This window comes from Vibrio sp. QJM3NY_27 (assembly GCF_057785955.1).
In genome coordinates, this window is sequence record NZ_CM173511.1 from 2,917,853 (window position 1) to 2,932,765 (window position 14,913).

The following is a 14,913-nucleotide window of genomic DNA, read 5'->3' on the forward strand; positions in this document are numbered from 1 at the left end:
AGCACCCCGTTTTGACGTTAATGACGTGGGATTGTGTCTTTTTAACGTTTTTGACGGGAAACGAGTTTGATTAATTCATCGATAAGGTGTTTTCTTACTCCTGCCAAAGGCCTACAGGCCACTCTTACCACTTCTCAGAATCAACGATGAATCTGGAGCAATGAAGAAGAGGTAGGCCTTTAACTAGAGTGTGTATCTACTAAACAATTTAGCGACAGATAACATTCAATCCATTAGTGAAATGAAAGCAAATAGTAAGGAACAGCTATGCTTGCCAATATAAAAAAAACAGCAATAGCAACAGCAATTATTGCAACTGCTACAACAGGTTTTGCATCAGTAGCAACAGCTGCAGAACGCAGTGAGTTGACTATTCACCCGAAAGAGTACACTACATTCGTACGTAACTTTAACCCGTACCTTGGTGCTACCAACCTACATACTACAACCGACTTCCTTTATGAGCCGCTAGTAGTATTTAACGAAATGCATGGTAACACTCCAGTGTTCCGTCTAGCTGAAAACTTCACAATGTCAGATGACCTGATGAGCGTAGTTTTCGACATTCGTAAGGGTGTTAAATGGTCTGACGGAGAAACTTTCTCTGCTGATGATGTTGTTTTTTCTTTCAACCTTGTAAAAGAGAAGCCAGAGCTTGACCAATCTGGCATCAACTCTTGGGTAACTTCTGTAGAAAAACTGAACGACTACCAAGTTAAGTTCAGCCTAACAGAAGCTAACTCGAACGTACCTTACGAGATTGCTAAAGTACCAGTAGTACCTAAGCACATCTGGAAAGACGTGAAAGATCCATCAACGTTTACCAATGAGAACCCAGTAGGTTCTGGTCCGTTTACAGAAATCGATACGTTTACAGCTCAGCTATACATCCAGTGTGCTAACCCGAACTACTGGGATGCAGACAACCTAGATGTTGACTGTCTACGTGTTCCACAAATTGCGAACAACGACCAGTTCCTAGGTAAAGTTGTAAACAGTGAAATGGACTGGACTTCTTCTTTCGTTCCAGATATCGATCGTACATACGCTGCAGCTAGCCCTAAACACCACTACTGGTACCCGCCAGCAGGTACACAGGCATTCATCGTTAACTTCAAGCACCCTGATGCTGCGAAGCATGAAGCATTGAGCAACGTTGAATTCCGTCGTGCTTTCTCTATGGCTCTTGACCGTCAAACTATCATCGATATCGCATTCTACGGTGGCGGTACTGTGAACGATTTCGCATCGGGTCTTGGCTACGCATTTGAAGCTTGGTCTGATGAAAAAACTCACGACAAGTACAAGGGCTTCAACACTTACAACGCTGAAGGCGCGAAGAAGCTTCTTGCTGACGCTGGCTTCAAAGATGTAAACAAAGATGGTTTTGTTGATACTCCATCAGGCAAGTCTTTCGAACTAATGATTCAATCGCCAAACGGCTGGACTGACTTCAACAACACAGTTCAACTAGCGGTAGAACAGCTAAACGAAATCGGTATTAAAGCGAAAGCTCGTACACCTGACTTCTCTGTTTACAACCAAGCAATGCTTGAAGGTACATACGACGTAGCATACACAAACTACTTCCACGGTGCGGATCCATACACGTACTGGAACAGTGCTTACAACTCATCACTTCAATCTGGTGATGGTATGCCTCGTTTCGCGATGCACTTCTACCAAAACGACAAGCTAGATGGTCTTCTAAACAGCTTCTACAAAACAGCTGACAAGAACGAGCAGCTAGATATTGCACACGGTATCCAGCAAATCATCGCTGCAGACCAAGTGACAATCCCAGTGATGTCTGGTGCTTACATGTACCAATACAACACGACTCGCTTCACTGGTTGGTGGAACGAAGAAAATCCAAAAGGCCGTCCAAACATTTGGGCTGGTATTCCAGAGCGTCTACTTCATGTACTGGACCTAAAACCAGTTAAATAAGTAATCGTTCAATCTTTGCGGCGTAACTTCTTACGCCGCTTATAAAAATCCCCACACTATCAATTGAAAGTATGGCGCTAGTCGTCAGGGGATTTTTCGTTCCAAATTTCGCTAGGAGCGACCTGAATCCAGAAACAGGGAAACAATCTGGGTGAGTAAGGTGTGAGTTATGGGTTATTTTTTAAGACGTTTGTCATTTTATTTTGTCGCGCTATTAGTTGCAGCGACGTTAAACTTTATTATTCCAAGAGCAATGCCTGGTGACCCAGTTACCATGATGTTTGCGAACGCTTCTGTTCAAGTTACTCCTGAGCGTATTGCGGCAATGAAAGAACTATTAGGCTTCGTTGATGGCGGCTTACTGGTTCAATACGGCGCATACATGAAGAACATTCTAAGCTGGGAGCTTGGTACATCAATTCAATTCTACCCACTTTCAGTAAATACACTGTTAGGTGGCGCATTCGGTTGGTCGCTATTCTTAGCAGGCACTGCCGTTATTCTTTCTTTCTCGATTGGCTCAATCCTAGGTATTTTTGCAGCGTGGAAACGTGGCAGTAAATACGATGCCTTTGTTACTCCAGGGATGCTTATTCTACAAGCCGTTCCTCAAGTTGTTATTGCCATGCTTGCGCTATTTACCTTCGCAATTGGTTTAAAGTGGTTCCCAACTGGCTACGCCTATACCGCTGGTACGATACCTGACTGGACAAGTTGGGCATTCATCAAAGACGTTGCTTACCACGCTTTCTTACCTCTGGTATGTGCTTCGATTGTTCAAATTGGCGGCTTCCTAGTAAACATGCGTAACAACATGATCAACCTACTCGCAGAAGACTACATCACCATGGCGAAAGGCAAAGGACTTAGCGAAAACCGAGTGGTATTCAATTACGCAGCTCGTAACGCGATGCTGCCAAGTGTGACGGCGCTTTCGATGTCTCTAGGTATGGCAATCGGCGGTCAGTTAATTATCGAAATCATCTTTAACTACCCAGGTCTTGGTAGCGTACTTTTCAACGCAATTAACGCTCGTGACTACCAAGTATTGCAAGGCCAACTGCTTATCATGACGCTATTCATGCTGTTCTTTAACCTAGTTGCAGACATGCTTTACGTTGTTCTTGACCCTCGTCTTCGTAAGGGTGGTAAATAATCATGAAAGATATTCTAAAACTCATTTGGCGTAACCCGATGGCCTTAACCGGCGTCATCATCCTAAGTATTTTTATTCTTGGTGCTATTGCGGCTCCATTGATCACCAAACATGTACCAGACAAACGTACAGGTAACCCACACGAATACCCTGGCTTCGTCGTTAAGTCTGCACAAACGAACCCTGACGGCTGGGTTGCTCAAAACCTAGCAGACGACCGCCGCACACTTATCATGTCTAAAAAGGCAGATCACGTACTGGGGACAACTCGTATGGGTCGTGACGTTTGGTCACAAGTGGTATACGGCGCACGTGTATCTCTGGCTGTAGGTTTTGGTGCGGGCCTTACCGTATGTTTACTCGCAACGGTTATCGGTGTTTCGGCAGGCTACTTTGGCGGCCGTGTCGATGACATTCTGACAGCCGCAATGAACATCATGCTGGTTATTCCTCAATACCCATTACTGTTCGTAGTTGCAGCCTTTATCGGTGAGGCAGGGCCACTCACCATAACCTTAGTTATCGGCTTTATGTCCTGGGCTTGGGGCGCGCGTGTTGTTCGTTCCCAAACGTTAGCACTGCGTGAAAAAGAATTTGTAAAAGCCGCTGAAGTTTTGGGTGAATCTTCATTCCGTATCATCTTCGTAGAGATTCTTCCAAACCTTATTTCTATCGTTGGCGCGAGCTTCATCGGTTCGGTGATGTACGCAATCATGATGGAAGCTACGATTTCGTTCCTAGGTCTTGGTGACCCGAACACAATCAGCTGGGGCATCATGCTTTACAACGTTCAAACCTCTTCATCAATGCTGATTGGCGCTTGGTGGGAACTGTTGGCTCCTTGTATCGCATTAACACTACTTGTAACTGGCCTTGCTCTACTTAACTTCGCGGTCGATGAAATTGCCAACCCGCAACTGCGTTCTCACAAAGGCATGAAGCGTTGGAAAAAACTAGCGGCTCAAGATAAAGAAGAACGTGAACCAGAACTACCACCACAAAATGCACTTTGGAGCGGAGATAAATAATCATGTCTGAACCACTAATTTCAATCCGTAACTTATGCGTGGATTACATCACAGAGTCTGGCGATGTTCGCGCGTGTAATAACGTAAGTTTTGACATCGCTCCGGGTGAAGTATTCGGCTTAGCTGGTGAATCTGGCTGTGGTAAATCAACCGTTGCTTTCTCTCTTATGCGTCTTCATAAGCCGCCCGCTTACATCAGTGGTGGTGAAGTCATCTTCAATGGTGAGAACATCCTTGAATACAGTGACGAACGTATGCAAGCGTTCCGCTGGAGCGAGATGTCGATGGTATTCCAGAGTGCAATGAACGCACTCAATCCTGTACTTCCAATGGAAGAACAGTTCTGTGATGTGATTATGCATCACACCAACATGACTCGTGAACAAGCTAAGCAACGTGCTGAAGGTCTACTTGAAATTGTCGATATTCACCCGAGCCGATTGAGTGACTACCCTCACCAATTCTCTGGCGGCATGCGTCAACGCTTAGTTATTGCTATCGCTTTAGCATTGAATCCAAAGCTGATCATTATGGATGAGCCAACGACCGCGCTTGATGTGGTTGTTCAACGCGAAATTCTACAAAAGATCTATGCACTAAAAGAAGAGTTTGGTTTCTCAATTCTGTTCATCACCCATGACTTGTCATTGATGGTCGAGTTCTCTGACCGTATCGGCATCATGTACTCAGGTGAGCTTATCGAGGTCGCGAACTCTCAAGATATTCTAGAAAACCCTTACCACCCTTACACCAAGGGGCTGGGTAGTTCTTTCCCTCCACTAACAGGGCCAAAGACAAAACTAGCGGGTATTCCGGGCAACCCTCTGAACCTCTTAGAGATTCCTGAAGGGTGTCGTTTCCAAGCTCGTTGTGACCGTGTACATGAAGCTTGTACTAAGGTGCCAACCAAGCTGCGCTCTATCGACCCGGGACACTTGTCTAACTGCCACCTATACGGTGACCCAATAGTACAAAGGAAGCTATAGCTTGCACGCTGACTCAGCGTGGATAACGAATAAGGCGACTCGACCGCCGAAAAGCAAGCAAAGCGAACAAGGATTCTGGAGACAATTATGAGCAAAGATTTCGGTCAATTATTGGTAGAAGGTAAGAACGTCGTAAAAGACTTCCCAATAAGCAGTACCACTATTCAAACCCCGATGATGCGTGCGATTAACGACGTGTCATTCAAAATGTACAAAAGCCGCGGCCTAGCGGTGGTTGGTGAGTCTGGCTCAGGCAAATCAACAACGGCAAAAATGATCGCAAAAATGTATGCGCCATCAGGCGGTACGATCGAGTACAAAGGCCGTGACATCCAAGAGATCTCAAGCAGAAAAGATCTAATGCATTACCGTGAAGGCGTGCAGATGGTATGGCAAGACCCGTTTGGTTCTCTGAACCCAACACATAACATCTTCCACCACATCGCTCGCCCTTTGTTGATCCACAAAAAAGTATCTCCGGGCAACAAGAGAGAGTTACAGGAACGTGTATACGATCTTCTAGAGCAAGTGGGGTTAGTACCACCGCAAGCGACGGCAGAAAAGTACCCTCACCAACTCTCAGGTGGCCAGCGTCAACGTGTCAACCTTGCACGTAACATCGCGGTAGGTGCGGAAGTTGTTCTAGCAGATGAGCCAACCTCAATGCTTGATGTATCGATTCGAGCCGGTGTCTTGAACCTAATGGAAGAGATGAAGTTTGAGAAGCAAATGTCTCTACTTTATATCACTCACGACATCGCAACTGCTCGTTACATCGCTGAAGATCTTTCCGTAATGTACGTTGGACACATGGTGGAATGGGGCGATACCGATGACGTTATTGCTAACCCTCAACACCCTTACACTCAGCTATTGGTTTCGGCAGTTCCAGATCCAAAGAAATCGATCCACGACCAACTAGCAGGTAACAAAGGGGAGATCCCACTTTGGACACCAGTATCAGCAGGTTGCCCATTTGCAGGCCGTTGTACTCACGCGATGGACAAGTGTAAAGAACAGCTGCCTGGGGTTACACAGTTAGCTGATAACCACTTTGTACGTTGTTACCTACACGAAAGCTAAGCAATAAAACCAAGTTAGGGTCTGCGGGCCCTAACTATCTATGTCCAAAAAATTCAATTACCTAGCCAATAGAAACTAGGACTGTCGGAGAATATTGATGCTGTTATTGACCAACCATATTGGCTATGAATCCACAGGCCCAAAGCAAGCTATCTTACAAACAAAGAAAGCTCGTCTATCGAGCACTACGGCTTTACTCGTTTGTGCAGACAATCATATGACTGTCGGAAATTTTGATGTGGTTAAACAAGGCTACGTAGCCAATTGGCATCAAGGGCAATTCTTCACCATCGATTTCAGTTTATTCGCTGAACCTGGTCGCTACTACGTGCGCTTTGACAACCTGCGTTCAGAAGTCTTCGAGATTGGTAGCAACCTATTAATGAACCACACGTTTTCTGATGTGCTTCATTACTTTAAGTCTCAACGTTGCGGCGGTACTTTCGACAAGAAAGATCAACAGGCACAAATTCTGGGCACTGACAGATACGTCGATGTCCATGGCGGTTGGTACGACGCATCGGGTGACGTAAGCAAGTACTTTAGCCACCTATCTTATGGCAATTACCTCAACCCACAACAAATTCCAATGGTCGTTTGGAACATGCTAAAAAGCGTACGCTTGACTAGCCATAACCCAGACTTCCCAAAATTCTCCATGACTCGTCTAACGGAAGAGGCTCTGTTCGGTACCGACTTTTTAGTGCGTATGCAAGACGCAGACGGATACTTCTATATGACGGTATTCGACAAATGGAGCAAAGATATCAATCAGCGCGACATCTGCGCTTATGCCACTCAAGAGGGTCATAAATCAACGGACTTACAGGCGGGCTACCGACAAGGTGCAGGCGTAGCTATTGCAGCACTGGCTGCTGCATCTGAGCTTGAAACCTCTGGTAGTTACTCTAGCAAAACCTACCTTGATACAGCGGTGAAAGGCTATTGGCACCTTAAAGAACACAACCTTCAATACCTAAACGATGGCGAAGAGAACATCATCGATGAGTATTGCGCCCTACTCTCTGCCAATGAGTTGTACCGAGTGACACAAGATTCTCAATATCTATCAGAAGCAAGAACTTGGGCTAGTCGCTTGCTCTCTCGTCAGCAATCGGATGATTCCTTTGAGTACTTCTGGTCTGCAAATTCTGATGGCTCTCGCCCATACTTTCATGCAGCAGAAGCTGGCCTTCCTGTGATTGCGCTATGCGAATACATCGACAACGAAACCAATGCTGAATTAAAAGAACAGGCCCGTACAGCTGTTGAGCAAGCTTGCCAGTTCGAAATCAACATTACCGACAAAGTCATCAACCCATTTGGCTACCCAAGACAATACGTTAAGTCTGTCGATGGTGATAAGCGTGATGCCTTCTTCGTCGCTCAACAGAACGAGACAGGTTACTGGTGGCAAGGTGAAAACGCGCGTCTTGGCTCAATTGCGACCATGGCGTATTTAGTGCAACCACACATTCAAGATGCCGATCTTCAAAAGCGCTTAATCCAGCTTTCACAAAACAGCCTTGATTGGATTTTAGGATTGAATCCTTACCACATGTGCATGCTTGATGGTCACGGTCATAACAACCCAGACTACCTACCACAGCTTGGTTTCTTCAATGCCAAAGGTGGTGTCTGCAACGGCATCACGGCGGGCTTTGATGATGAACAAGACATCGCATTCAACCCACCAGCACAGAAAGACGACATGCTTCAAAACTGGCGCTGGGGTGAACAATGGATCCCTCACGGTGCTTGGTTCCTATTGGCAACGGCTGCGCAATTCAACTTCCTCGCGCAAAGTAAGGAGCAATAATCATGACTCTTTACTACGTAGGTATTGATGGAGGCGGTACATCTTGTCGAGCTCGAATTCGAGATGCCCAGGGCAAACTGATTGGTGAAGCGAAAAGTGGCAGTGCCAACATCCTATTGGGCGTGGATGTTGCGATGAACTCTATTGTTGATGCCATCACAAAAGCGGCACAACAAGGGCAACTCAACTCAGACCATTTTTCAAATATGCATGTTGGCCTAGCACTGGCTGGCGCTGAGCAAAAATCAGCATGGTTCGACTTCATGGCTCAACCACAGCCTTTCGCAAGCGTGACGCTAAATACCGACGCTTATGGAGCTTGTATTGGTGCTCACAACGGCCAAGACGGTGCAATCATGATCGGTGGCACCGGTTCTTGTGGAATCTACCTAAAAGACGGTGAGCAACATGTGGTTGGCGGTCGTGAATTCCCGATTTCAGATCAAGGCGGCGGCGCAGTGATGGGCTTACGTTTGATTCAACAAGTCTTGCTTGCAGAAGACGGTATTCGCAGCAAAACCCCACTGACTCTACATGTCATAAATCACTTTAATAATGATGCGGATGCCATTGTGGAGTGGTCGAAAGGCGCGATTCCAAAGGATTACGGTCAATTCTCGCCAGTGATTTTTCAACTCGCTAACGAAGGCGATGAACTGGCTATCGAGATGCTCAAGCAAACCGCGGCTGATATCGAAATGTTTGTCTTGGCACTTCATCGAAAAGGCGCTGACAAGGTGTGCTTAATGGGAAGTATCGCTGAGCGTATTCTCAACTGGCTATCACCACCAGTACAACAATGGATAGTTAAACCTCAATTCGACGCTATTGAAGGCGCATTGATGTTTGCCGGGAAACCACAACACAACTTGTATCAACAGGCTTAGCAGGGAAGTTATATGAATTATCGCATCGACTTAGCTGTTCTTTCTGAACAAAAAAATAACTGCCGATTTGGCCTTACGGTACATAACTTAAGTGATCTTGACGTACAAGATTGGTCACTGCATTTTGCCTTTGACCGATTCATCCTTCCTGAGAGTTTATCGCAAGGTGAACTGACTCAAGTTGGAAGCTATTGCTCGTTCAAACCAAGTTCGCCAGTGTTAAAGGCCAATAACCATTACTACCTTGAATTCATTATTCAAAGTGCACCATTCCGTTTCTATTCGGATGGCTTGAATGATGCCTTTATCCAATCACATCATGATGGAGAAACATCGGTACTGCCTGTCGCGATATCACCCATTGTACTGGCTTCGCCATACCGTGAACGCAATCAAATTCCTGAAGTAAGCGCAGCTGAAGTGGCATTGATTCCTCAGCCGAATCAGATCGAATTTCAGCAAGGTAGTTTCGCGCTAAGTAGATTCGCGCTAAATAACGACTGCAGAATTGAGGTTCAATCTCATCTTGCTGATAAGGCAATCTCTTGGTTTCAGCAAGAATTGCTTTCTACCTTTGAACTATCTCTTTCGAATGAGCTTTCAACTGAACTTTCAAAAGACGAAAGTTGCGACATTCTATTTCGCAGCAACCCGACGTTAGACGAAGCCGAGTACAAGCTCACCGTCACGGCACAACAAATAATGGTTGAATCAGGTAGCCAATCGGGCTTCACACACGCTGTAGCAAGCTTAATTCAGTTGGTACAACAACTGGATACCGAGAACTTCTCTGTGCCATGTTGCAAAATCGCCGATCAGCCTCGTTTCAAATACCGAGGCATGATGTTGGACTGCGCTCGTCACTTCCACTCGGTAGAGCAAGTGAAGCGCTTAATCAATCAACTGGCGCACTACAAGTTCAACGTTTTTCATTGGCACCTAACCGATGATGAAGGTTGGAGAATCGAGATAAAGAGCCTACCTCAACTAACTGAAATCGGTGCATGGCGAGGTCCTGATCATGCATTAGAACCGCAATACACCCACATTGCTGACAACTATGGCGGCTTCTACACACAACAACAGATTCGCGAAGTGATTGAATATGCAGAGCAACGCAGCATCACAGTGATCCCAGAGATCGATATCCCAGGACACTGTCGCGCTGCGATTAAGTCACTGCCTGACATGCTGGTAGAGCAAGCCGACACCACTCAATACAAGAGTATTCAGCACTACAACGACAACGTACTAAACCCAGGTTTACCGGGTACTTACCAATTTCTAGATGCCGTCATTGAAGAAGTGGCTGAACTCTTCCCTAGCGAACTAATTCACATGGGGGCAGACGAAGTACCACCAGGAGTGTGGAGCAACAGCCCTGCTGCTCAAGCATTGATGAAAGAGCACCAGTACCAAGACAGCAAAGACTTACAAGGCCACCTATTCCGTTATGCCGAAAACAAACTCAAGCAACTTGGCAAGCGCATGGTGGGCTGGGAAGAAGCGCAACACGGCGACAAAGTCAGTAAAGAAACCATCATCTACTCGTGGCTCAGCGAAGAAGCCGCTGTGAACTGCGCTCGCCAAGGTTTTGATGTGGTGCTGCAACCAGCACAATTTACCTATCTCGACATGACCCAAGATTATGCACCGGAAGAACCGGGCGTAGATTGGGCTGCCGTAATCCCATTAGAACAAGCTTATACCTACGAAGCGCTTGCTGAAATATCCGACACCGACCCAATTCGTAAGCGGATCCGCGGAATTCAGTGTGCTCTATGGTGTGAGATCGTCACCAATCAAAAGCGTATGGATTACATGGTATTCCCAAGAATTAGCGCTTTAGCTGAAGGATGTTGGACACATAAAAACAACCGAAACTGGCTAGATTACTTGTCTCGCCTAAAGGGTCACCTGCCATTACTCGACAGACTCAATGTTGACTATCGCAACCCTTGGAAAGCTCAATAAAACAAAACCAAAGCACACTCACACCGAGTGTCAGCTTAACCCTGATTAAGGTGTTCAGTCAGATAAGACTCAGCATCACTATTTAAAAATTAGCTGCATAGATGCAGTTTGTTAAAAAGGAAATGACAATGAAATACGGCTATTTCGATAACGACAATCGCGAATACGTCATCACTCGCCCTGATGTACCAGCACCATGGACCAACTACCTAGGTACTGAAAAGTTTTGTACCGTGATTTCGCACAATGCGGGCGGTTACTCGTTCTACAATTCTCCGGAATACAACCGTGTTACTAAGTTCCGTCCAAACGGTACATTCGACCGTCCAGGACACTATGTTTATCTGCGTGATGATGAGACAGGTGATTACTGGTCTATCTCTTGGCAGCCAGTGGCAAAAAGCCTAGATGAAGCGAACTACGAAGTTCGTCACGGCCTGTCATACTCAAAATTCAAGTGTGAATACAGCGGTATTACGGCAACTAAAACGCTATTCGTTCCTAAAGGTGAAGATGCGGAAGTTTGGGATGTCGTGCTGAAGAACAACACTGACAAGCCAAGAACCATCAGCACTTTCTCATTTGTTGAGTTCTCTTTCAGTCATATTCAATCAGATAACCAGAACCATCAGATGTCTCTGTACTCTGCGGGCACGTCTTACCAGGAAGGTGTTCTGGAATACGACTTGTACTACAACACTAACGACTTTGAAGGCTTCTACTACCTAGCGTCAACTTTCTCACCAGACAGCTACGATGGCCAGCGTGACAACTTCCTTGGCATGTACCGTGATGAAGCAAACCCAATTGCGGTTGAAAATGGCAAGTGTTCTAACAGCGCTCAAACCTGTTACAACCATTGTGGTTCTCTGCACAAGCAATTTACGATTCAACCGGGTGAAGAAGTTCGCTTTGCGTATGTATTAGGTATCGGTAAAGGCAACGGTGAACGCCTACGCGAGAAGTACCAAGATACCGCTAACATAGATGCGGCTTTCCAAGGAATCAAAGACCATTGGGACGAGCGTTGCAATAAATTCCAAGTTAAGTCGCCAAACGAAGGCTTAGACACCATGATCAACACGTGGACGCTATACCAAGCGGAAACCTGTGTGGTTTGGTCGCGCTTTGCATCATTCATTGAAGTCGGTGGTCGTACTGGCCTTGGCTACCGTGATACTGCGCAAGATGCCATCTCAGTGCCTCATGCCAACCCACAAATGACCAAAAAACGTATTATCGATCTGCTTCGTGGCCAAGTGAAAGCGGGCTACGGTCTACACTTGTTCGATCCTGATTGGTTCGATCCAGAGAAAGCTGACGTTGAACCTTCAAAATCGCCAACGGTTGTTCCAACACCGTCAGACGACGACAAGATCCACGGCATTGATGATACCTGTTCTGATGATCACTTATGGATCGTACCAACCATCATCAAATATGTGATGGAAACCGGTGAACACGATTTCTTTGATGAAGTGATTCCATACGCAGACGGTGGCGAGGCAACGGTTTACGAGCATATGAAAGCCGCACTGAATTTCTCTGCAGAATACGTTGGTCAAACCGGTATCTGTAAAGGCCTTCGTGCAGACTGGAATGACTGTTTGAACCTTGGTGGCGGTGAGTCTTCAATGGTTTCATTCCTACACTTCTGGGCGCTACAAGAATTCTTAGACCTAGCTAAGTTCCGTAATAACGATGCTGACGTTACTAAATACACTGAAATGGCAGCGAACGTTCGCGAAGCTTGTGAAACGCACCTTTGGGATGACGAGGGTGGCTGGTACATCCGTGGTCTGACTAAAAATGGCGACAAGATAGGTACCGCTCAACAAGCTGAAGGTCGAGTTCACCTTGAGTCAAACACGCTAGCGGTTCTATCTGGCGCGGTATCTCAAGAGCGTGGCGAGAAAGCGATGGACGCTGTCGATGAGAACCTGTTCTCTGAATACGGCCTACATCTAAACTCTCCTTCATTCGCAACACCAAACGACGATATCGGCTTTGTGACTCGCGTTTACCAAGGCGTTAAAGAGAACGGCGCTATCTTCTCTCACCCGAACCCATGGGCTTGGGTAGCCGAAGCTAAGTTAGGTCGTGGTGACCGTGCGATGAAATTCTACGACGCACTTAACCCGTACAACCAAAACGACATGATTGAAACGCGTTACGCAGAACCATACTCGTACGTGCAGTTCATCATGGGTAAAGATCATCAAGACCATGGTCGTGCAAACCACCCTTGGTTAACGGGCACCTCTGGTTGGGCTTACTTTGCGGTAACCAACTTCATTCTTGGTGTTCGTACTGGCTTTGAAGGATTAACGGTTGATCCTTGTATTCCGACTGATTGGCCTGAGTTTGAAGTAACTCGTCAATGGCGTGGCGCAACTTACAACATCACAGTGCAGAACCCGAATGCGGTAAGCAAAGGTGTTGCCTCTATCACTATCAACGGTGAACAGGTTGAAGGTGCAATTCCAGTACAAGCAGAAGGCAGCGTGAACGATGTTGTCGTTGTTCTAGGCTAGTCACTCAATTTGACGAACAGGTCCTGTCTCAAGCCTTCAGGTTTGAGACAGTGATACTAAAAGGATTTTCTAATGATTAAATTTGGTACAGGTGGCTGGCGCGCGTTTATTGGTGAAGAGTTCACTAGAGAAAACGTACGCTTAGTAGCGCAAGCACTGGCAAACATCATCAACAATGAAGGAGCGGCAAAGAACGGATTTGTGATCGGCTATGACCGCCGCTTCCTTTCAGATAAAGCCGCGTGTTGGTTTGCTGAAGTATTAGCAGCCAACAACATCAAAGTGAGCTTTATCGACAAATTTGTTCCAACACCTATCGTGATGTTCCAAGCGAAAGAGATGGGATGTGTCTACTCGGCATGTATTACCGCTTCTCACAACCCTGCTGATTACAACGGTATTAAGGTTTTCATTGAAGGTGGCCGAGATGCTGATGAGATCATCACAGAGAAGATTGAACAACAGATAGCAACACTGACTAGCGAAGACGTTATCCGAGTAGATTTCGAACAGGCATTAAACGACAAAGAAATTGAGATCATCAATCCGATGAACGCCTTTGTTGACTCAATCATCAATGCAATTGATATCGAATCGATTAAGAAAGCCAACCTAAAAGTACTGATTGACCCGATGTTTGGTGTGGCGAAAAACGCACTTCAAACCGTTCTAATTAGTGCCCGCTGTGATGTCGACGTAATCAACGATGGCAAAAACCCAGATTTTGGTGGCCTCATGCCATCTCCAAATGCCGCTACTTTGTATCGCTTAAAGCACCTTGTTGCCGCTGAAGGTTATGACATTGGTATTGGTACTGATGGCGATGCCGATCGTTTGGGCATCATCGATGAAAAAGGTCACTTCATCCATCCAAATGAAGTACTTCTGCTGCTTTACTACTACTTGCTCGAATACAAAGGCTGGAAAGGTTCAGTTGTCCGTAATATCGCAACTACGCATCTGCTAGATAAAGTGGCAGCGGATCACGGAGAGAAGAGCTTTGAGGTTCCTGTGGGCTTTAAGCATATCAGCTCTCAAATGGAAGCCGATGATTCACTAATTGGCGGTGAAAGCTCTGGCGGTTTAACCATTCGAGGTCACATCAAAGGCAAGGATGGCGTGTTCGCATCAAGCTTGTTGGTTGAGATGATCAGCGTAACAGGTAAGAAGCTCTCAGAGCTGCTTGATGAGATCTACTCTAAATATGGTTATGCGTATACGGCTGAAGGGGATTGCAAGTTTAAGCCTTCAGAGAAGGAAGCTCTCTACACCAAGATTTACGTCGAAAAGCAACTGCCTGAATTTGAATACGAAATTGAAAAAGTCAGCTATGAAGATGGTGCCAAGGTGTACTTCAAAAATGGCGGCTGGGTGATTGCTCGCTTCTCAGGAACAGAGCCGTTACTACGAATCTTCGCAGAAATGGAAGATAAAGACACTGCAGAACATGTTCTTCAAAAAGTGAAAGACTTCCTCTCTCTATAGGCTTATAGAGT

The 14,913-nt window shown here is 46.0% G+C and carries 10 protein-coding genes; all 10 read left to right on the forward strand.

The genetic code is table 11. The annotated features are described in order from the left end of the window. Positions 1-267 precede the first annotated feature (267 nt). The 10 genes from AC3CIA_RS12935 to AC3CIA_RS12980 all read left to right on the forward strand — a co-directional run bounded on the left by AC3CIA_RS12935 (position 268) and on the right by AC3CIA_RS12980 (position 14,902). Positions 268-1,950 carry an ABC transporter substrate-binding protein gene (locus AC3CIA_RS12935; RefSeq protein WP_004734533.1) on the forward strand — a complete coding sequence of 561 codons (1,683 nt, stop codon included), beginning with the start codon at positions 268-270 and terminating at the stop codon, positions 1,948-1,950. 169 nt (positions 1,951-2,119) lie between these two features. After that, positions 2,120-3,106: an ABC transporter permease gene (locus AC3CIA_RS12940; protein ID WP_237291083.1), complete on the forward strand. Its 987-nt coding sequence runs from the start codon at positions 2,120-2,122 to the stop codon at positions 3,104-3,106. A 2-nt stretch (positions 3,107-3,108) separates the two neighbouring features. Then, the gene (locus tag AC3CIA_RS12945; RefSeq protein ID WP_004734531.1) at positions 3,109-4,134 is read left to right on the forward strand and encodes an ABC transporter permease; all 1,026 of its coding nucleotides are present in this window, start codon (positions 3,109-3,111) and stop codon (positions 4,132-4,134) included. 2 nt (positions 4,135-4,136) lie between these two features. Further along, positions 4,137-5,120: an ABC transporter ATP-binding protein gene (locus AC3CIA_RS12950; RefSeq protein ID WP_004734530.1), complete on the forward strand. Its 984-nt coding sequence runs from the start codon at positions 4,137-4,139 to the stop codon at positions 5,118-5,120. Positions 5,121-5,207: 87 nt separating this feature from the next. Beyond that, on the forward strand, positions 5,208-6,203 hold the full coding sequence (locus tag AC3CIA_RS12955) for an ABC transporter ATP-binding protein (protein ID WP_102487635.1): 996 nt from the start codon (positions 5,208-5,210) through the stop codon (positions 6,201-6,203). A 97-nt stretch (positions 6,204-6,300) separates the two neighbouring features. Further along, positions 6,301-8,022 carry a glycoside hydrolase family 9 protein gene (locus tag AC3CIA_RS12960; RefSeq protein WP_488518213.1) on the forward strand — a complete coding sequence of 574 codons (1,722 nt, stop codon included), beginning with the start codon at positions 6,301-6,303 and terminating at the stop codon, positions 8,020-8,022. Positions 8,023-8,024: 2 nt separating this feature from the next. Beyond that, positions 8,025-8,909: a glucosamine kinase nucleotide-binding domain-containing protein gene (locus tag AC3CIA_RS12965; RefSeq protein WP_488518214.1), complete on the forward strand. Its 885-nt coding sequence runs from the start codon at positions 8,025-8,027 to the stop codon at positions 8,907-8,909. Positions 8,910-8,921: 12 nt separating this feature from the next. Continuing rightward, positions 8,922-10,883 (forward strand): beta-N-acetylhexosaminidase, encoded by a 1,962-nt coding sequence (locus AC3CIA_RS12970; protein WP_488518215.1) that lies wholly within the window; start codon positions 8,922-8,924, stop codon positions 10,881-10,883. A gap of 128 nt (positions 10,884-11,011) precedes the next feature. After that, positions 11,012-13,417, forward strand: coding sequence for a glycoside hydrolase family 94 protein (locus AC3CIA_RS12975; RefSeq protein ID WP_488518216.1), 2,406 nt, complete (start codon positions 11,012-11,014; stop codon positions 13,415-13,417). Positions 13,418-13,489: 72 nt separating this feature from the next. Then, positions 13,490-14,902 (forward strand): phosphoglucomutase/phosphomannomutase family protein, encoded by a 1,413-nt coding sequence (locus AC3CIA_RS12980; RefSeq protein WP_488518217.1) that lies wholly within the window; start codon positions 13,490-13,492, stop codon positions 14,900-14,902. The last annotated feature ends 11 nt before the right edge of the window (positions 14,903-14,913 follow it).

What these genes read in the sequence shown, in the direction of transcription:
- AC3CIA_RS12935 (WP_004734533.1), top strand. Translation starts at nt 268, where the DNA reads ATGCTTGCCAATATAAAAAAAACAGCAATAGCAACAGCAATTATTGCA.
- AC3CIA_RS12940 (WP_237291083.1), top strand. Translation starts at nt 2,120, where the DNA reads ATGGGTTATTTTTTAAGACGTTTGTCATTTTATTTTGTCGCGCTATTA.
- AC3CIA_RS12945 (WP_004734531.1), top strand. Translation starts at nt 3,109, where the DNA reads ATGAAAGATATTCTAAAACTCATTTGGCGTAACCCGATGGCCTTAACC.
- AC3CIA_RS12950 (WP_004734530.1), top strand. Translation starts at nt 4,137, where the DNA reads ATGTCTGAACCACTAATTTCAATCCGTAACTTATGCGTGGATTACATC.
- AC3CIA_RS12955 (WP_102487635.1), top strand. Translation starts at nt 5,208, where the DNA reads ATGAGCAAAGATTTCGGTCAATTATTGGTAGAAGGTAAGAACGTCGTA.
- AC3CIA_RS12960 (WP_488518213.1), top strand. Translation starts at nt 6,301, where the DNA reads ATGCTGTTATTGACCAACCATATTGGCTATGAATCCACAGGCCCAAAG.
- AC3CIA_RS12965 (WP_488518214.1), top strand. Translation starts at nt 8,025, where the DNA reads ATGACTCTTTACTACGTAGGTATTGATGGAGGCGGTACATCTTGTCGA.
- AC3CIA_RS12970 (WP_488518215.1), top strand. Translation starts at nt 8,922, where the DNA reads ATGAATTATCGCATCGACTTAGCTGTTCTTTCTGAACAAAAAAATAAC.
- AC3CIA_RS12975 (WP_488518216.1), top strand. Translation starts at nt 11,012, where the DNA reads ATGAAATACGGCTATTTCGATAACGACAATCGCGAATACGTCATCACT.
- AC3CIA_RS12980 (WP_488518217.1), top strand. Translation starts at nt 13,490, where the DNA reads ATGATTAAATTTGGTACAGGTGGCTGGCGCGCGTTTATTGGTGAAGAG.